Here is an 18,011-nt window from a genome sequence, read left to right on the forward strand (position 1 = left end):
GCTTCCTTTTATTTTTTGAGGTCGTCATGGATCCTATGGATACCTTTTCGGATGATTTCTGAACGTGAAGTATTTAACTCTTTTGCGCTGTTATCCAGTTTTTCCAGTGTAATCTTATCTACCCGAACACGCAGCATAGTATCCATAGGATTGTCCGTTTTCGGCCCCGGTTTCTTCTTAGCTACCAACATATCACCTCCAATTTGTAGCTACAAGATAAATATATATCTGTAGCTACGAGTTGTCAACTTGATTTTAAATATTTATTGGAAAACTTTATCACAAAAAAGACAACCATCCATTCTCTATTATTGGGTTAATGTCGGTTAGAGAAGCACTGTCTTGATATCCGTCTGAAAACTGAACCTCTTTATATCGTCCAACTTATGAACCGCTCGCCTAACACCCTCTGAACGCTCAATACCGTTGTCTTTACAGTAATCTTGCAGCACGTTAGAAGGTCAAGTCGATTTTTGTTATGTTATAATGAAGTTATGAATTCAGGTCGCAGGGGGTATTGGAATGCGATGGGAAGAGGTTCGGGAAAAATTTCCAGAAGAATGGGTAGTATTCGAGGCGGTCGAAGCTTATTCGGAAGGTGGATTCCGGTTCATTGATTCAGTGACTGTTATTGATCGTTATGAAGACTCGCTTGATGCAATGAAACGATATAAGCAATTACACAGGGACCAACCAGGGAAAGAAATTTATTTTCTGCATACGTCACGTCCGGATTTAAAAATTGAAGAGAAATGGGTCGGGTTCAAGAGATGGCGATAGATCTGAGGGTGGTACACGGATTACCCATTGTTTGTATTGACGTTATTTTTTCTGGGCGTCAACTTCATCTAGAAAATGTATTGCTGGATACCGGGTCGGCTGGAACGATATTGGATGCCGATAAGGTCGCAGAAATCGGCGTGAGACCGGAAGGTACGGATCGGACAGCCATTATACATGGTGTTGGTGGAACGGAAATTGTTTTTACAAAATGGTTTGACGCTGTTGTTTTAGGTGATTGGACAGTGTCCGAATGCAAGATTGAAATCGGCGCTATGGACTATGGCATAGAAATTGACGGTATTCTTGGATTCGATTTCATTCGGACAGCAGGACTCATAATTGATTCAAATAAAATGCAGGTGTATGCGACTCATTAAGCTACCTCTCATCTTACCGCGATAGCGAATTGTGGACTTCCCCAGCCAAAGTTTGCCTCTATATAGTTTCAGAAAAGCGGCCTGACAAGGTCGCTTTTCTGCATGGAATAAAAAGGAAGGTTATTCCCCATTTTCACGCCTTCATGTACGGCCAAATTCCCGTTCAACTCTTTTTAACCGGCAATGATGGTGATAAGGGAAGTATAAAAAAAGATCGGAGTCCATATAGAAAGTCCCAATCACTCTAACCCCGGAGCGGAAGCTTCGTCGGTCAGGGTGATTTTTTTCGATTTGGGGTTATTTGTATGAGGCTGGGTTAATTTACCGGAGGAAATTTCCGAAATATAGGGATAGATGGTCTAATTTCACAAAATTGATGCTTCGGAAGTAGAAGGAGGAAAAGGGATGTCGTTTATGGATGAAAAGATTACCCAACTGATCAATGAAGTGGAGCAATCCATGGTTCCCCGCTCGATTACGGACGGACCGGTAAAAATCGGCAAGCGGTATTATGAATTTACGTTGCAGTCTTTTTATGAGGATAAACTTTCCCTCTACCTTCCTGCTGACTTTGAAGAGATGCCCAAGGAGTTTCGCTCCATTAAGTATCCGTATGAGCAGCGGCCGGAAATTATAAGAAGCGACGAGGCGGGGGCCGTAAACTTTACGCTGAATCGGGTCGAAATTGACCTCAAAGATGAGATGGTCGAAGAGCTCACAGCGGACATGAAAACGATGATTCAAAAATCGAACCCTTCCCATATTTTCTATAACAGCGGGGTAGAGACCGTCAGCGGGAAAACGTTGGGATACTTTGAGTTCAAAAATATGGTGATTGACGGTGCCCTGTTTAATATCATGTATTTCCTTGAATTTGCCGGCAAGATCCTGATGGGAACTTTTTGCTGCCGGTATGAGGACTACCCGGATTGGCGAGATATCGCCTATCAGGCTGTTCGCAGCATTACGGTCAAGGCGGAGGATGAGGGAGTGGCGCAAGTATGAGTGAAGCGGTTTATACGTCGGCCCATATCGTGGTGTCCCATTACAAGTTCGAGAGAATTACGGAGCTCGTCATCCATAAACTGATGAACGACCATGGGAAGCTGCTCCTCAGCGGCATTATTTCCGAAGACCTGAAGGATAAGTACATAGAACAAGCGGAGGCCAGCGATACCATTCAGGTGGCGGTTCAGGATCAGGACAAACCGGTCCCGCTGTTTTACGGGGTCATTACGAATATTTCCGTTCAGGCCACTCGGGGCGTAAGAAGCATTACCATAGAGGCGCATAGTCTCTCAGCCCTGATGGACATTCGCAAGCAGACCCGATCTTTTCAGAACAAAACGTTAACGTATAAAAGTTTATTCCACCGCTTGATCGCAAGCTATCCCGATTCGGACCTCATCGATGAAGCGTCTCAAGGCAAAACCATCGGCGGATTGCTGGTTCAATACCAAGAGACCGACTGGACGTTTTTGCGGAGATTGGCCTCGCATTTTCATGCTTCTCTAGTTCCGGTCAGCTCCCAACCTGGCGTTAAGCTGTATGTGGGAGTGCCGGGCGGCGATAATCCCCGGAAGCTGGATGAATATAACTACTCCATGAAAAAAGATTTGCAAGATTACAAACTGAAATCCGAGAACGGTGTTGAGGATATTTCGGAGCAAGACAGCATCTGTTACACGGTAGCCAGCCACAAGCTGCTGGAATTAGGTGATGCCGTAACGTTTCAGGGGCGGACATGGTATGTCGGCCGGGTAGAGACGAAGCTGGAGAACGGCGTACTGAGCAGTTTATATGATTTAAAAGATGCCAAAGGCTTGCGCTGCCGCACGGAATATCCTTATGCGCTTGCGGGAACGTCGTTATTCGGGACGATCCTTGACGTGGCCAAAGATAAGGTAAAGGTGAAGCTGCATATCGATCAGGATCAGCCGGTAAATGAAGCGATGTGGTTTGCGTATTCGACGGTTTATTCCTCACCGGACGGGAGCGGCTGGTATTGCATGCCGGAAGTAGGGGATGAAGTGCGGCTTTATTTTCCGGATGAGCAGGAGAAACATGCTTTTGCTGCAAGCTCGGTCGATACGGATTCGGCAAATCCGCAGAAACGAAGCGATCCGGCGGTGAAGAGCATCAGCACCAAATACGGAAAAGAAATTGTATTTAAACCCGGTGCGGTTGAAATTATCGGCGGAGGCCAGCTGTTGATGAGGCTCACCGACGAAGGCGGGATTGAAATTAACAGCGACAAGAAAATTTCGCTAACGGCCATGGAGGATATCGAAATCACCGGCGGCGCCAAGATTCTGATTCAAGGGGAGTCGGGTATTGAATTCATTCAAGGGAACACGTCGCTGAAAGTGGAGGACGAGGTGACGTTTACCGGGGGCCGGGTGAATATCAAATGAGTTCGGTCATGAGCCGTGAAGAGGCGCTGGGTTTGTTTTTGGAGAATCATGTGCTGGATCGTTGGCAGGGAGACTTGGAGACGATTTCAGAGACCTTTATTAAAAATCAAGACTCCATTAAAGCGGGATTCGCCGGCGTCATGGACGCGGTTTGCCGAAAGGGCGCCGGGTTTCAAGATACGGGAGTGAAGGGAGAAATCCAGTTTATCTACCTTTCTTTGCTGCGTACAAGTGTAAAGGAGCATCAGGCTGACTACCGGATCGACCTTTATGATGAACGCTGGTTTTTTGATCCGGTAGAGTGTTCTTTGAACTGGCAGGCCGAGTTCATTTTCGCTCCATTATTTCAAAGAATGCGGGAGCTGGACCAGCTCAAATCAAGCTATGCCCGGAAAGTATCGTCAATGGACATTGAGCGGATTTTGCAAATGGAAGCGGAGCGTTATCATCTGGTCGCTATCGAGTTTATGCGAAGTATGGTTCCGGCCGTTCTCGATTGTGAAGGCTACAAGCTGCTGGCGAAGAAGCCAAATCTTTGCATTTTTGCGGGAGAATATCGGGATCGCAGCGAGGTCATTTACGGGCAGCCGGAAGCAGGACCAGCAGGGATCGCGGAGGAGCCGTGATGGGAGGAGGCAAGCCATGGATTTCTTTGTGATGCAACAGGATGAACGTTATGCTGATGTACCCGTCTTACAACATATTCGGCAAAAAATCGATATCCGCCATATGAATCGTTTGCAAGCCCACCACATCGCGGATACGACCATCTTTCAGGTGAAGGCCACTTCCGAGACCGAGTACCCGGATCTGCTCAGCGATCAGCTCTTTCTGGTGTCAGAGCCATTGAAGAAGCTGATTGCCATGTACGAGCCGGATTGCATGTTCAAGCATATTCCGCTGATGGATCATTTTAATGGCAAGCAGACCCTGTACTTTCTGCCTTTTTTTGAGGAAGTGGAAGCGCTAAGTCCGCGTAGTGAATTTAATGCGGATCGCAGCGTGATCAAGAAGCTGGTGCTTCAAAGCGATAAGGTGGTGAAGAAACGCATTTTCCGTGTACGGGAAAGCGAGAAACCTCTGATCATTGTCCGTTTGGATGTAGCAGAGAGTATCATGCGACGGGATTTGGTCGGGGTCAGCTTGAAGAAGGTTGCCGTAGAGTGAACTAAATACAGGTGTGAAAGGGGCGAGAAATGATGGATAAGTACGAATATGCGGTTCGCGGCGCGAAAATTTTTTGCGAATGCGGTTCGCATGTCCGAAGGTTGAATTTACCGCAAAGCCATGGGGCCTTTGTTAACGACAAGCCGATGATGAATGAAGCGGACTGCGTTCCCGAGGTGAATATTTCGAGCTTCGGGACATGCGACAGTCCGGAGAATCAGAGCGGTGAGACCGTTTATTTGATCTCGATGGAGGGCAAAGAAATCCAGGGAAAGCCCTGTAAATTTGCTCTATTGGACGGCAGTAAATGGGAGAAAACCAAAGAGCAGGCCAAGGTCGATGGGAAACCAGCGTTGACTACGGAGTCGGAATTACACTGCTCATTAGGCGGGGTGATCCGGTTTAACAGCAGCGGCCAACAGGAAAAGGATTAGTTATGCGATCGGGGGCTAGTGGATATGGTAGGGTATGAAAGCCTAAGAGTAGCATCGCCGTACCGGATTAAGATCGTTCAAGATATTCAAATGCAATGGAAGCCCAATGAGCATGGGCGGTTGTTTATCTGCGGTGTTGCCGATGACCAGGATCAGACGAATGCGGTGCTCAAAGCCTCTGCGGATGATCGGATTGAGGTTTTTGCAAGTCAGGAATCGGGGGAGGGCAAAATTTTTAGCGGCCTGATCTCCGCCGTGCAGACCAAGCATCATAACGGGGTTTATGTGGTCGAGGTGGAGGCCGTTTCCGGCACAAGCCAACTGGATGTCCAGAAGCGGCGCAGGTCTTTTCAGGATTCCCGGATGACCTACGGCGAGCTTGTACGAAATGTGTTGAAAGGTTATGCCGGGTCCGATGTGATTCAATTGATCGGCGATAAAGAACCTATCGGCCAACCTATTGTCCAGTATGACGAGACGGATTGGGAGTTTCTGAAACGGATGGCGAGTCATTTTGAGACGGTTTTGTTCAGTGATATTTCCGAAGCCAAACCGCGGCTTTACATCGGGGTGCCCAGCAGGAACAGCCTTCGGCTTCCGGATGATTTGCCGTATACGGCAAGCAAAGATTTGTTCGCCTATCAGGAGGCTATGGCGGCGGGGGCATCCCCGTTGCATTCTACGGATTTTTTTACTTATGAGGTAAGAACGGGGGAGCGTTACTCGATTGGCGATGAGGTTCTTTTTCGCGAGAAACCGCTGGTGATCAGCGAAATAAAAGCCGGGATGGATCAAGGCCAACTGGTCTATACTTACCGGTTATCGAGAAGCGAGGGCATTCGTCAAAACCGGATATGGAATCGTCAACTGGTTGGCGTCTCGCTGAACGGCAAGGTGCTCGATGTCAAAGGGCAGCAGGTCAAGCTGCATCTGGAAATCGATGAAAAGCAGCCGCCGGCCGCGGCGTATTGGTTTCCTTTTGCTCCACCGACGGGGAATGTGATGTATTCGATGCCCCAGAAGGGCACGACGGCCAGTCTTTACTTTCCGGATGATGCCGGAAGTAAGGCGAAAGTCACCGGGTGTGTGCGTACCAATGGAGAGGACTGCAGCAAAACGGGGAATCCGCAAAACCGCTACTTTGGCACCGAACATGGCAGCGAGCTTGAAATGACGCCGACCGCGATCAATATCGTGAGCGGCTCCAAAGAGCCGTTAAAGATTAGCTTTGACGACGCGGCAGGCGTCACCCTGACGAGCCATCGGAAGCTTATGATGAACGCCGGTGAGGAGATTTCGCTATATACGCCCAAACGAGTTGTCTTCCGGACGACCAACATGATTTTGGCCAAAAAATTAAGCAAGCAGAGCGGGTTTACGCTGGAAAGCGAGTACCATGTATTGGGAAGCCAGGTCAAATTGGTTGGAGCTGACCGGACAACCTATTCCAAATATGATGACGATATTCAGACCTATACGCCGCAGAAGCAAGAAAAGAAGGGCTGGGGCCTCTTCGATACAGTTTTGGCCGCCGTGGCCGTTGTCGTGGTCGTCGCTTTGGTGGTCGCCGCTACTGTGGTGACCGGTGGAGTCGCCGGAGCCATATTAATGGGCGCGGCTTGCGGAGCCATTGCGGCCGTGGGTGCAACCGCCATCGGCGACTTGGCCCGCGGCGAACTAAGCAGCGGCGCTACCTACCTCAGGAGTGCGGTAACCGGGGGGATTGTCGGAGCCATAACCGGGGGACTTTTTGGCCCTATTGGTGGGGCTACATCTAGTTTGGCTCCGATGACGGCAAGTCAGCTAACGAGTGCATATACAGGCATGCTTGCTACCGGTTTTGCCAGTGGATATACTGACTATGTATTGACGGAATCCATCAATGGACGTCGGCCAACTTTATCGGGGGCATTAAATGCTGGCGCTTATGGCGCTATGTTCTCCGGCGCGTTAGTACTCTTCAAGCCTATTAAGAACGCTGTACAAGGTCTTTTCCAAAAGGGAATTAAGCCTAATACGGCTACATTGAACAGGCCGACTCCTATCGAGGAGTTGGAGGTTAATAATAATCGTAAACCGGATGTGGAGGAAGGGCCGAATAGAGTTGCTGGGGGGCAAGCTAATGTTGTATCACAAGTGAAGCTATCCCGCGAAAGATTATTGAGGAAAGGATAGCAAAGGGCGATAAGAGTGCTAAAAACTATGCTATATTTGAATATATTGATAACAACGGGAATTTAACTTCTAAAATAGCCAATAGTGAAGGGAAAGTAGTTGATGGAAAATTCATTGAAGGGCGTCATTCCGAAAGAGTTCTACATGAATATCTTCAAAGCGAAGGAATTGATCCTTCACAAGTTAAAAGAATATATTCAGAAAGAGATTTTTGTAATCTAAAAGGTCATAACTGTTCAAAACTTATTTTTGAAAATTATCCAAACGCTGAGAAGAGCTATACCTATCCTTTTGCTACTAAAGAAGAGGCTGTTCAAAGCAGAAAGCAAATGATAAATGACATAAAGGAGAAATTTAAAGAGCATTTTTTACAACAAAATACGAAAAAGTAGGGTGGTATTGAATGTTGGTATCTAATCAAGTTATCAGAGAATTCTGGGAAGATGAATTTATAAAATATGAGGAAAATAGCCTTCAAAAATTTGGTCTTTCTAACGAAACTATATCATTTCTAACAGATGTAGGTTTACCTAATGAAGAAATATTGAAAAAAAATGGAATAAATCATTATTTCTATGATAGTACAAATTTTGATGAAAAAATTATAAACAATGAAAAGTATATCATTGTTGGGAAGCAAAAAGATATAAGTGACTATTATTGTATTAAATGTGAGACGGATGAGTTTGTTATTCTTGATGGTAGTAATGTAGTATACATTAATTCATCTATTCGTAATTATATTATTTTTGAGCAAATTTGCCGTTCAGAGTTTTATAAAGTAAAAGCGTACGAAGAAGAAGAAATGATGGCAGCAGTTTCTAGAATGAAAGAAAAGTTTGTTTTAATTGAGCCTGAAGCATTAGCGGAGGGCAGTTACTGGGATCAATATTTATTTCCATATGAAATTGGCTTCCTGTAGTTTAAAGCATCAAACTTTATGGCGGGGACAATGCATAAATAGTTTGTAAACGAGGAAGAATTCCAGTGCAAAAAGTAAGTTGATTTAGATTACCCAAAAATAAGCTGCAGTAGAGTACAAGTGCTCACTGTAGCTTTCTTTGCTTTATAAATTGGAGGACCGGGTATAGCAGAAAATTGATTAAGTCAATGGAGGATAAATGATGAAGATTTTGTATGAAGACTACATTACCGAAATCAATGAATGTTATGATGATTACAAAAATGAAGATAAACTAAGTACGGTTGAAGCAATTGCAAGAACTTTGTATGACTTTGAGGGCTTAATGTATCGTAGTGAAACTGAGAAAGCCATTATTCTTATTTTTTATGGTCAACTAATTGTTTCCGAACAATCAAGGGTGTTGGTTAATACAAGGGACAATCTATTAGAAAAGTTAAATAGTATAGATTTTATGACAATTAAGCAAGAGCAGAAGCTCACTGTAGAGCAATACGATGAATTACAGTCTAAATTCAATGATGTTATAGAAAAAATCAACAGAATGCCGCTAGATACTTGTCGTTTAGCAAGATGGTATTATGAAGAATTAGTAGAAGAGGTGAATCGATATTTTTTAGATATTAAACGTAATGATATGAATGTAGAACAAATTATAAGAGATATATTTAGTCGGTTTAATCGTGATTGCAATAATACTCTCAGCGAAAAAATGATTGTATATACAACTTTGGGAGAGCTACTCATATCGCATTTTTTTATAATTCCAGAGGAAATTCTTGCAGAAATAAAAAGTTTCAATATTAACGATACAAAAGATCAACTTCTTCAAGTAGAAAAAAAGCAACTAACCGAGCGTATTAATAAGATTTTGGGCAATCAAACTATTATGGATACTAGTAAGAAAAAAACAACAAAGGCTGAACGCCATGTATTGTATAAAGCAGTCAAAGATTTTTGTGAAAAAGGAAATAATGATATTGTCTGTCCTCGTTGTGGTAAAAAACTTGAGTTTCAAGGAAATTTAACTTCATATAGGATATCTTGTGAAGATGGAGAATGTATCAGTTTAACTGCTAGAGGGTTATAAACCTCCTTTTTTATTGGAAGGTGAAGTAGATGAGTAATTTGATCGACATAATAGTACAAAATTATGATGAAGAGAATAATATTGTAAACTTGAACAACAAGGAGGAGTTGCTAGAAGAATTAAAATAATAATAGGAGGAGAACGATGGGACTAGATGAAGGGAAAATAATCATTAACAATAAAGAGATATTTCATGGAATGAGTAGCGGAAGTTTTATAAATATATTTTCATCTGAAGTAAATAGCTATGTCAATGGAGATATTGAAAGATATAATTTTAAAAATCCACAAATTATTGATGGATTACAATTGTGGTTGAGAATTGTATTTAAAAAGAAATGTATATCGTCTATTGAGTTGAAAAATGCCGACCCCAAACTAAAAAATTCTTATGACAATTGGTCAGAAGATAAAATAGAATTAAAAAGAAAAAGTCATGATGAATGGTTAATGAATCAATTAGGTGAACCAACTGAAAGAAAGCTGGCATGTATCAAATATGATTATACTTGGGGTGAGATATTATCATATTTTGATCCAAAAGGTGGGGATACTGGGATAGCAATAAATTATCATAAACAGGATGCATAAAATGTCTATATAAGTTGAACCAAAAACATTTAGTGTGTTGGTCACTTTCTAAGCAAGGCAACGGCGAAGCGAAATTACTTAAGGATGGATCAAAGGCTCATTCCGACTTGACTACAAGTTAGGAATGAGCTTTTTTGAAGAATAAGCCTTTTTACATTTTAGAAAACAAATGAAAGTACGGATTTTTTCTTCAAATAATAGAAAAAGGGGGAGTGGCCATGAGTCAAAAGTTAACCTATGAAGAAATAACCGATTTATTTGATGAGACTTTTCAAGAGTATAAAGATAAAAATATGAGTAATCTTGAGGCATTGGTCAAAACATACGAGGATCTTGAGTTAATAATGAGTGGGGGTGACCTTGAAAAAGCTACGGTATTAATTAGATATTGTGAACTGGTATTAAAGCAACCGTATGTATTTTATAAATCAAAAAACTACTTGTTACAATATTTAAACGAAATAGACTATGACTCTTTAGAGCAAGAACTATCGATTATCCAATATCAAGACTTGATTACACGAAAAGTTCAGGTTTTATACAATCTCAACAATAAGCCTGTAACTAATAATGCGAGAGCCATGTGGTACTACGATGAAATGACCAATGAAGTTAATCGTTACTATAGTTCTATTTCTTCAGATAGCGAAACAAAGGATGTAATAGCTAAAGTCGTCCTTAACCGTTTTACAAGGGATTGTAGAAATACAAAGAGTGAAAAAGTTGTGGTTTACACTACGCTTGCTGAACGTTTACTAAATGATGGTTTGACGGAGTCCATGGAATATCAGAATATTAAAAATACTCTAAAGGAATTTACTGTTGATGAGGTAGGCGAACAACTTTCTAATGATGAAAAACAAAAGCTTCAATTGCGAATTAAAAGAGTATTAAATCACCTTTCGGACGATATTCATTAGGGGGCTATAGGGCTGATATTTTTGACCCTGCTACTCGGCCAAATCCTGATGTTGACAAACTAGGAGGATTTAAAAAATGGTTACGAGCGAAAAATGGTCTATAAAAGAAGGTTATCTAAGAAATTCCAGTGAGTATTTAAAGCTTTTTAATGTTGAACTTTGCGAAGAAATGATGTTTAGCAAGGAAGAAGCTAATAAGAAGGAAATAATTGGCTCATATATTTTTAAGGATGGTGGTATTTTTGCTGTATTTTCTTATAATGGTGAGATTCAATTGGTTTTACAAAATAATATCTACAATCTCAGTAACTCTAAATTTACGATGGAGTTTGAAAATCTTAATGATTAAGCTCGTGTATTCAGACTAAGAAATAATGTAAGGTAGTATACGAGGTAGAATATCAGCGGGAAAAGTACATTGATTTCGACCCATGGAGTAATGAAGATGATGTTGACTTCTTTGCATGGCTAACAAAAATGCACACTCAAGGAAGGTTCGAGGTTCTTTATAACAGATAAGAAAACCGGGGATTTATTATAAAAGAGTATAAATTGTGAAACAGAAGATACAGATAATATTTGCATGCGTTTTGCGATAGTCGAGCCGCCTCCGTGTGTATGTCGGAGGCGGCTTTATTTTATCAAATCTCTTGGTACGTGCAGGCTTTAATCTTACTAACGCACAGGCTCCGTCTCTCCGGTCATCACTTCAATCATGATCCATAAGGCAAGCTTAAAACCGTATACAAAGGAAGCTTCGGCGTACATGGAATCCGCTTGGGAGCGTAAGTCCAACAATTCTTCGGGCTCTTGAAAATCATGTTCAGACAGCTTGTCTTTCCACATAAGTATTGTATCGGATATTTTACGATTTAAAGGACGATACTCTGGATGTCTTGGAATGATTAGTTCAGCCGGGTTTATATTCCCGTCAAAAAGTTCTTCCAAAATGCTTTTCATATACGTCATCCTTTCAGTCTCTTATATTTGCAATTCCTTGAAAGGACCGACTGCACATGATAGGATATTTATGCAGTCTGCCTTTTAGGTGATTGCAGGTGGGAAGTGGCGTGGTTCTTTGTCGAGAGTGCGCCGCTTCCTTTTATTTTTTATCATCCAACTTATGAATAGCTCGCCTAACACCCTCTGAACGCTCAATATTATTGTTTTTGCAGTACTTATCCAGTTTTTCAAGCGTATCGTTGTCTATTCTGATGGTAATTTTGTTAGGCTTTGGATTGTCAGTTGGACGACCCATTTTCTTGTCGGCCAAACACTCACCTCCTACTTTTGCCGGACATAAGTATTGTACATTTATGTCGGATATAAGTCAACGGATAGATTCAGTGTTTAATAACTAATGAAGGAAAGACGATGGAAGACATGGCACTTATGAAAGTGGACCAGCAGCAGAAGGACCAACTCCTCAACAATTATTTGTGAAAAATGGTTCTTGGGAAGAGGTCATTTTTGGGTCGGTAAGAACCAGTCCAGCTATTGATGTACTTACAGGATTATACAAACAATAGGAGGATACAAATTAATGTTTGAGGAAGTGTGGCATTATAAACCTCGGCGACAAAGAAATAGTGTAGTTTATTGATCAAAATTATAACCGGAGTGTTACAGATGACTAAGTATTACAGAGATTTCACTTTTTATTCTCTTCATCATTTTGAAAATGCACAAAACATTGGGTGGATAAATGAAGCAAAAGATTATAGCAAAGGGAATGTATCAAGTGAGTTTATTGAAAACTTGTGGTTGTACGTAAAAAATCCTTTTAACGAAATAAGAATGGTTCCCATCAAATCAAACTCAACTGACTTCACTGCATTAGGATCATCTGAAATTCGAGTAATCACTGAAGATGGTAAACAGAAATTCGCAGCCCCCAGCATGATACTTCATTATGTAATTGATCATAACTATTGCCCTCCAGAAGAATTTATGAGTGCCGTAATTAATGGACCGAAGCCAGGATCGAACGAGTATGAAGCATATGAGAAACGTTACAATATTGATTGTTTATGGGGGGAACCAGACGATATAGTAGTTATCTCTGAAAAACTAAGGAACGGCGTCTTAAATAATGATAGAAAATTAATTTATGATCATTCTGCTTTTTATAACATAATTACAAAGGACGGATCTTTATTAAATGTTGCAATTAAATCAAGAAATGTAGAGTTGGTAACAGAATTAATTTTATTAGGGGCCGATTTGAATAAATTCAGTGGAATTGAATTGAATAATGCAGTTGCTGAATCTGAAAATGAAATTGTTAGACTGTTGCTATCACATAATATTATGATTGATGTGAGCACTCCCAAATTAAATCCGCTTTTTACTTCTATTCGTAAAGGTAATTATGAAGCATCTAAGATGTTGTTGGAATATGGAATGGATGCTAATGTCAAATATACAAATGAATTCATGAGAAATATGGATGCAATTACTTTGGCAAAACGCTGCAATCAAGATCGTATTATTGAATTGCTTGAGGGATATATTGATCCATAAGCGTTAAGTAGAAGCTCCATTTAAAGCTTGACAAACATGTTTGATAAATTTTCAAAAGTTCTTTCCCACTTGAACCATGAGTAGGAAAGAGCTTTTTTTGCATGCCCAAAATCAAAGGAGGACGAAACGAATGGCAAAAGAAGTACAGGCAGTATCTAGGAAATGTTATAAACTGAAAAATGGTTCTATTATTACGGAATGAAATAATTGAAGAGAGAGGGGATATATATATGGAACATGGATCTTTAAAGCAATACGAATTTGAGTTTCCGAATGACTATACTCATGAGCTAGTAATGAATATAGGCGACATAATGCAGATTCCCGTTGATTTAACTAAAGACAATATGATGAAACATATACAAGATTATGAATCTGATACAGAGATTATTCGCTTAATAAAGGATCCTAAGGACCCACACAGTTTTATTTTAATTAAATTTAATAAAAAGGACTGGTATTGCGCAATTGTGATAAGATGTCAAGAAAGTATACATCAAAGAGTAAAGCAGGTTTTGATTGACTTGAATGAACAGATTGTAGAAGAGTATGGTGACTCACCATATGAAAAAATTGAAAATGTTATCTCTAATAAAAACACTCTATTAAGTAAATTTCTTGAAAGGTACCCTTTGCCTATTTAATTAAATGAGAACGATGGGACTAGATGAAGGGAAACTAATCATTTTTATAAATATATTTTCATCTGAAGTAAATAGCTATATCAATGGAGATATTGAAAGATATAATTTTAAAAATCCACGAATTATTGATGGACTATCATTGTGGATAAGAATTGTATTTAAAAAGAAATGTATATCGTCTATTGAGTTGAAAAATGCCGACCCCAAACTAAAAAATTCTTATGACAATTGGTCAGAAGATAGAATAGAATTAAAAAGAAAAAGTCATGATGAATGGTTAATGAATCAATTAGGTGAACCAACTGAAAGAAAGCTGGCATGTATAAAATATGATTATACTTGGGGTGAGATATTATCATATTTTGATCCAAAAGGGGATACTGGGATATTAATAAATTATCATAAACAGGATGCATATTGAGTGAGCTACTTAGTGACGATTAAAACCATCATTCAACCAATAACCCATGCAAAAATATAAACTTGATTAGCTTAGCTGCAGCCGGCCCAGCCAATAACAACCGAAAAAGAGGTTAAGTATTCTTTAACCTCCGGGATTTGGTTGGCTTCATCCATGAATTCCGCAAAATCCTGACCTAATTTTTTAGTCATGAGGCTTCACCCTTTCAATTTGCGATAGTTGAGCTGCCTCCGTGTGTATGTCGGAGGCGGCTTTCTATCAAATCTCCGGGGACGTGAAGGCTTTAATCTTACTAATGCGAAAGCTCCGTCTCTCCGGTCATCACTTCAATCATGATCCATAAGGCAAGCTTAAAACCGTATACAAAGGATGCTTCGGCATACATGGAATCCGATTGGGAGCGTAAGTCCAACAATTCTTCGAGCTCTTGAAAATCGTGTTCAGACAGCTTGTCTTTCCACATAAGTATTGTATCGGATATTTTACGATTTAAAGGACGATACTCCGGATTTCTTGGAATGATTAGTTCAGCCGGGTTTATATTCCCGTCAAAAAGTTCTTCCAAAATGCTTTTCATATACGTCATCCTTTCAGTCTCTTATATTTGCAATTCCTTGAAAGGACCGACTGCACATGATAGGATATTTATGCAGTCGGCCTTTAAGGTGATTGCAGGTGGGAAGTGGCGTGGTTCTTTGTCGAGAGTGCGCCGCTTCCTTTTATTTTTTATCGTCCAACTTATGAATAGCTCGCTCAAAGATTTATTTATGAATATAAGCTAGACGAGCTAGATTATATTCTTGACAATGGGTAAATGCATAAACAAAAATGCACACTCAAGGAAAGTTCGAGTGCTTTATAAAAGATAAGAAAACCGGAGATTTATTGTACAAGGAGAGGAGGGATAGTTCCAGAGGCTGTGGTCGATCAGATTCCATCAGGAGGTTATACAATATCTGATGTTTATCCTAAACAGTAAATTTGAAGGAAGGAATTATTTATGGAGAGAATACACCAGGGGAATGGTTTTGCAATTATCGAGAAGGGTGATAAAATTCAAATTACGTGGCCGCAAGGCCCATATGGGGACCCTGTTTTTTACGATATTTCAAAAGAAAATATGGAGAAAGCACTAAAGTCAGACCAGGATGCTTATAAAGTAATGGTTTATGCGAAGACGGGAAATTGGCCTTTAGAAAAAGACGAACAGATGGAAAAAAGAATAGCATTTATTAGACGTTTTCCCGAACTATTGATAAAAGTACCCGAGAATCAAGATTTATTTGATGAAGAAGAATTAAAAATATTGCTTCAACAAATACATGAAGGATTATAAAAGGATGAGTGTACGATAGTTTAATCAATTCTGTGAAAGTCTAAGATGCATGTGGTATCACAGAGATTGAAGCAACGTATTGTTGAATTGCTTGAGGGATATATTGATCCATAAGCGTTATGTAGAAGCTCCATTTAAAAACTTGACTAATATACTTAATAAACTTAAAAAGATATTGATGAAATCACTCAAAAATGGAAACCGTGTCCCCAATACATAAAAGCAATCTAGAAGAATCTATCGTTTAGCGGTCGTTGTTTAAGACCACACCCATTTTCGAATGAAAAGTAAGTTGCGCTTCTTCCTTGTTCAAGGCCGGAAGTTGTCGCTCAAAGAACTGTACACAGCCGCATCTCCTGTCGTGAGCAAGAAGCGCGATATTTCCGCTTATAAACCGATCTTGATAATTGAAACAGCGACAGCCAATGACTAGAAAATAAAGTCCTAGACTATCGCTGTTTCATTGAACAAATGGTTTTGTTCCAGGTTTAATTGCATCATTAGGACAATTGAGAGATGTTCAACCATTGATATTGTGCATAATTGCACTGTAAAGAAAATCTGCTAAATCCTCATTGCTATATTGATTAAAGTAGTTTTTGAATCGTGCATCGAATTTGTAGGTGTTGGCAATGCAAGCCAGTAGCTCTGCATCACATGGCATGAGTTGCATTAGATTTTTTTTCCACTCCTCGATTAAGCGCTGCACTTCATCGGAGGAAGGGTCCTGATGGATACGAGACGCAATTTGTTTGAATATTTCCTCCATGGATGAGAAACGTTCCTCTTTTTCATCGGGTGATAATTTTTCCAGCGTTTCATTAAACACTTTATACGCCTCAGTTTCACCATAAACGAATCTCGCCTCATTTGCATATTGTTCTTTCAATGGCAAAGAACTACTGAAGATTTGCAAATTACTAATATCATTCCCCGAAACGTATTCTTCGAGAGCTGCCATGATGGTTTCCAGTCTTTGTTTTTTCGATAATAAGGTTTGTCTCTGCTTCTTTAATATTTGTTTCTGTTCTTGCTTGGTCAACTTTAAAATGTCCGCAATTTCTTTCAAGGAAAAATCCAATTCCTTTAAGAACAAAATCGTTTGAAGTTTTTCCAAACTGCTTCGATCATATAGGCGATACCCTTTTTCCGTCAGATGTGTCGGTTTAAATAAATGAATTCTATCGTAATAATGCAGGGTCCGACCTGTAATGCCCGTAATCTGAACAATATCTTTAACCGTTAATAATGGTTTCTTCATCCCAAAATCCTTTTACTTCGTCTAGTATTTGAGCAGCAGGCGTTATTGTTGCCTCAAAGATCGTTTTTCCTGTTTTTCTTAAATAATATTGGATTAAATAATATCCGCAAGCGTAGCCAGCGCTATAAGGCATATTGACCGGTTTAAAGTTTTGAAGTTTTGCGATCTCGTCACCGTAAAGATACGGAGCAAATTGATCAAACCCGGTTAATTGCAATTGCTCTCTAAGCACAGGCTTTATGTGCCTGTTAAGTGTGTCTGCGTTTGTTTTCGTTACCCAAGGGCCGAGCAATTCTTCTCCAAACATGAACGCAGCATAGTTTTCAGCCAATCCTTCACTTACAATGAGCTCGCCCAAATTAACGGTGTGATCCCACTGAATAAATTGATATCGCACATTATGGTTGCATTCGTGCGCCAGCCCAGCCTTCATTCGAGGAATTGTGTACTCATTTGGCAAGAGTGTACCCCAGATAAACCCGGGAATGCCCCCAAAGCCGCTATATCCTTCGTTTATTGCTAAGGCACGGCTTTCCGGATTCCCGAGTTGAATGGTAAACAAATAATCGGATACGGGGAGGTTAATTTCATGCTCTACAAATAGTTGTAGGCTTTTCTTCACAGCATGCTCACATTCTAACCAAAATGATTCGGACGAAATCAGCTCGATCTCTGCCGAAATCTGAGGGGTAATCTGATCAGGGGATCGATGCATCATACTATTAAACGTAATAACGTCAAAACCATTCGCCTCTTCAGCTCTAAAAGGGATCTGTTGAATTTGCCATTGCTTCATAAAGGGGGCCATCATTTCGTTTCTGAATAATTCAAGCTTTTCCTCGGGCGAAGCTTGGGCAACTTTTTGATAAATATGATCTGAGCGCAGTGATTTTATATTCATTTCTCTCACTCCAAGTAGTTTTATAGTGAGAATTATGCACTATGACCTAACG

At 40.5% G+C, this 18,011-nt stretch carries 24 protein-coding genes; 18 read left to right on the forward strand and 6 right to left on the reverse strand.

Annotated elements, in window-relative coordinates; all coding sequences use genetic code 11:
• Positions 1-8: 8 nt before the first annotated feature.
• Positions 9-191 (reverse strand): ribbon-helix-helix protein, CopG family, encoded by a 183-nt coding sequence (locus EHV15_RS09740; protein ID WP_218571216.1) that lies wholly within the window; start codon positions 189-191, stop codon positions 9-11.
• Positions 192-522: 331 nt separating this feature from the next.
• Here EHV15_RS09740 and EHV15_RS09745 point away from each other — a divergent pair, with 331 nt between their 5' ends.
• The 14 genes from EHV15_RS09745 (at position 523) to EHV15_RS09810 (ending at position 11,222) form a co-directional block, all read left to right on the forward strand.
• On the forward strand, positions 523-780 hold the full coding sequence (locus EHV15_RS09745) for a hypothetical protein (RefSeq protein ID WP_128631023.1): 258 nt from the start codon (positions 523-525) through the stop codon (positions 778-780).
• Positions 771-1,160 (forward strand): retropepsin-like aspartic protease, encoded by a 390-nt coding sequence (locus tag EHV15_RS09750; RefSeq protein WP_128631024.1) that lies wholly within the window; start codon positions 771-773, stop codon positions 1,158-1,160. Before EHV15_RS09745 ends, EHV15_RS09750 begins: the two co-directional genes overlap by 10 nt.
• 405 nt (positions 1,161-1,565) lie before the next feature.
• Positions 1,566-2,165, forward strand: coding sequence for a hypothetical protein (locus EHV15_RS09755; protein ID WP_128631025.1), 600 nt, complete (start codon positions 1,566-1,568; stop codon positions 2,163-2,165).
• Complete coding sequence (locus tag EHV15_RS09760; RefSeq protein ID WP_128631026.1) at positions 2,162-3,574, forward strand: phage baseplate assembly protein V; 1,413 nt, start codon at positions 2,162-2,164, stop codon at positions 3,572-3,574. Before EHV15_RS09755 ends, EHV15_RS09760 begins: the two co-directional genes overlap by 4 nt.
• Positions 3,571-4,200, forward strand: coding sequence for a hypothetical protein (locus EHV15_RS09765; RefSeq protein WP_128631027.1), 630 nt, complete (start codon positions 3,571-3,573; stop codon positions 4,198-4,200). Before EHV15_RS09760 ends, EHV15_RS09765 begins: the two co-directional genes overlap by 4 nt.
• A gap of 16 nt (positions 4,201-4,216) precedes the next feature.
• Positions 4,217-4,741 carry an imm11 family protein gene (locus EHV15_RS09770; protein ID WP_128631028.1) on the forward strand — a complete coding sequence of 175 codons (525 nt, stop codon included), beginning with the start codon at positions 4,217-4,219 and terminating at the stop codon, positions 4,739-4,741.
• Positions 4,742-4,770: 29 nt separating this feature from the next.
• The gene (locus EHV15_RS09775) at positions 4,771-5,175 is read left to right on the forward strand and encodes a DUF4280 domain-containing protein (protein ID WP_306436807.1); all 405 of its coding nucleotides are present in this window, start codon (positions 4,771-4,773) and stop codon (positions 5,173-5,175) included.
• Between the two features lie 24 nt (positions 5,176-5,199).
• Entirely contained in the window at positions 5,200-7,350 is a 2,151-nt protein-coding gene (locus tag EHV15_RS09780; protein ID WP_128631029.1) for a contractile injection system protein, VgrG/Pvc8 family, read from the forward strand.
• Between the two features lie 32 nt (positions 7,351-7,382).
• Positions 7,383-7,742, forward strand: coding sequence for a nucleic acid/nucleotide deaminase domain-containing protein (locus tag EHV15_RS38295; protein WP_425464468.1), 360 nt, complete (start codon positions 7,383-7,385; stop codon positions 7,740-7,742).
• A gap of 11 nt (positions 7,743-7,753) precedes the next feature.
• Positions 7,754-8,272, forward strand: a complete 519-nt coding sequence (locus EHV15_RS09790; RefSeq protein WP_124333541.1) for an SUKH-4 family immunity protein — start codon at positions 7,754-7,756, stop codon at positions 8,270-8,272.
• 199 nt (positions 8,273-8,471) lie between these two features.
• Positions 8,472-9,362 (forward strand): Imm3 family immunity protein, encoded by an 891-nt coding sequence (locus EHV15_RS09795; RefSeq protein ID WP_124333542.1) that lies wholly within the window; start codon positions 8,472-8,474, stop codon positions 9,360-9,362.
• A gap of 144 nt (positions 9,363-9,506) precedes the next feature.
• Positions 9,507-9,953 (forward strand): hypothetical protein, encoded by a 447-nt coding sequence (locus tag EHV15_RS09800; protein ID WP_124333543.1) that lies wholly within the window; start codon positions 9,507-9,509, stop codon positions 9,951-9,953.
• A 218-nt stretch (positions 9,954-10,171) separates the two neighbouring features.
• A complete protein-coding gene (locus tag EHV15_RS09805) occupies positions 10,172-10,873 on the forward strand; it encodes an Imm3 family immunity protein (protein WP_128631030.1) in 702 nt (233 codons plus the stop codon).
• 76 nt (positions 10,874-10,949) lie between these two features.
• Positions 10,950-11,222 (forward strand): hypothetical protein, encoded by a 273-nt coding sequence (locus tag EHV15_RS09810; protein WP_128631031.1) that lies wholly within the window; start codon positions 10,950-10,952, stop codon positions 11,220-11,222.
• A gap of 326 nt (positions 11,223-11,548) precedes the next feature.
• On the opposite strand, the gene EHV15_RS09815 is transcribed toward EHV15_RS09810, so the two are convergent.
• Complete coding sequence (locus tag EHV15_RS09815; protein ID WP_124333546.1) at positions 11,549-11,833, reverse strand: DUF6809 family protein; 285 nt, start codon at positions 11,831-11,833, stop codon at positions 11,549-11,551.
• A 142-nt stretch (positions 11,834-11,975) separates the two neighbouring features.
• Positions 11,976-12,146 carry an aCcr1 family cell cycle regulator gene (gene ccr1 / locus EHV15_RS09820; protein WP_124333547.1) on the reverse strand — a complete coding sequence of 57 codons (171 nt, stop codon included), beginning with the start codon at positions 12,144-12,146 and terminating at the stop codon, positions 11,976-11,978.
• A gap of 356 nt (positions 12,147-12,502) precedes the next feature.
• Between ccr1 and EHV15_RS09825 the strand changes: the two genes are divergently transcribed.
• The 3 genes from EHV15_RS09825 (at position 12,503) to EHV15_RS09835 (ending at position 14,461) form a co-directional block, all read left to right on the forward strand.
• Positions 12,503-13,396 (forward strand): ankyrin repeat domain-containing protein, encoded by an 894-nt coding sequence (locus EHV15_RS09825; RefSeq protein ID WP_128631032.1) that lies wholly within the window; start codon positions 12,503-12,505, stop codon positions 13,394-13,396.
• Positions 13,397-13,626: 230 nt separating this feature from the next.
• Positions 13,627-14,040: a hypothetical protein gene (locus EHV15_RS09830; RefSeq protein WP_124333549.1), complete on the forward strand. Its 414-nt coding sequence runs from the start codon at positions 13,627-13,629 to the stop codon at positions 14,038-14,040.
• 13 nt (positions 14,041-14,053) lie between these two features.
• Positions 14,054-14,461 carry a hypothetical protein gene (locus tag EHV15_RS09835; RefSeq protein WP_128631033.1) on the forward strand — a complete coding sequence of 136 codons (408 nt, stop codon included), beginning with the start codon at positions 14,054-14,056 and terminating at the stop codon, positions 14,459-14,461.
• Positions 14,462-14,753: 292 nt separating this feature from the next.
• Here the strand turns inward: EHV15_RS09835 and EHV15_RS09840 are convergent, their stop codons facing one another.
• Positions 14,754-15,038, reverse strand: a complete 285-nt coding sequence (locus EHV15_RS09840) for a DUF6809 family protein (RefSeq protein ID WP_128631034.1) — start codon at positions 15,036-15,038, stop codon at positions 14,754-14,756.
• A gap of 423 nt (positions 15,039-15,461) precedes the next feature.
• Between EHV15_RS09840 and EHV15_RS09845 the strand changes: the two genes are divergently transcribed.
• Positions 15,462-15,797, forward strand: a complete 336-nt coding sequence (locus tag EHV15_RS09845) for a hypothetical protein (protein WP_128631035.1) — start codon at positions 15,462-15,464, stop codon at positions 15,795-15,797.
• A 520-nt stretch (positions 15,798-16,317) separates the two neighbouring features.
• Here EHV15_RS09845 and EHV15_RS09850 read toward each other — a convergent pair.
• The gene (locus EHV15_RS09850; protein ID WP_128631036.1) at positions 16,318-17,058 is read right to left on the reverse strand and encodes a MerR family transcriptional regulator; all 741 of its coding nucleotides are present in this window, start codon (positions 17,056-17,058) and stop codon (positions 16,318-16,320) included.
• Positions 17,033-17,959, reverse strand: coding sequence for a DUF2268 domain-containing putative Zn-dependent protease (locus tag EHV15_RS09855; protein WP_128631037.1), 927 nt, complete (start codon positions 17,957-17,959; stop codon positions 17,033-17,035). Before EHV15_RS09855 ends, EHV15_RS09850 begins: the two co-directional genes overlap by 26 nt.
• Between the last annotated feature and the right edge of the window lie 52 nt (positions 17,960-18,011).

The organism is Paenibacillus oralis (assembly GCF_003863965.1).
GTDB lineage: Bacteria > Bacillota > Bacilli > Paenibacillales > Paenibacillaceae > Fontibacillus > Fontibacillus oralis.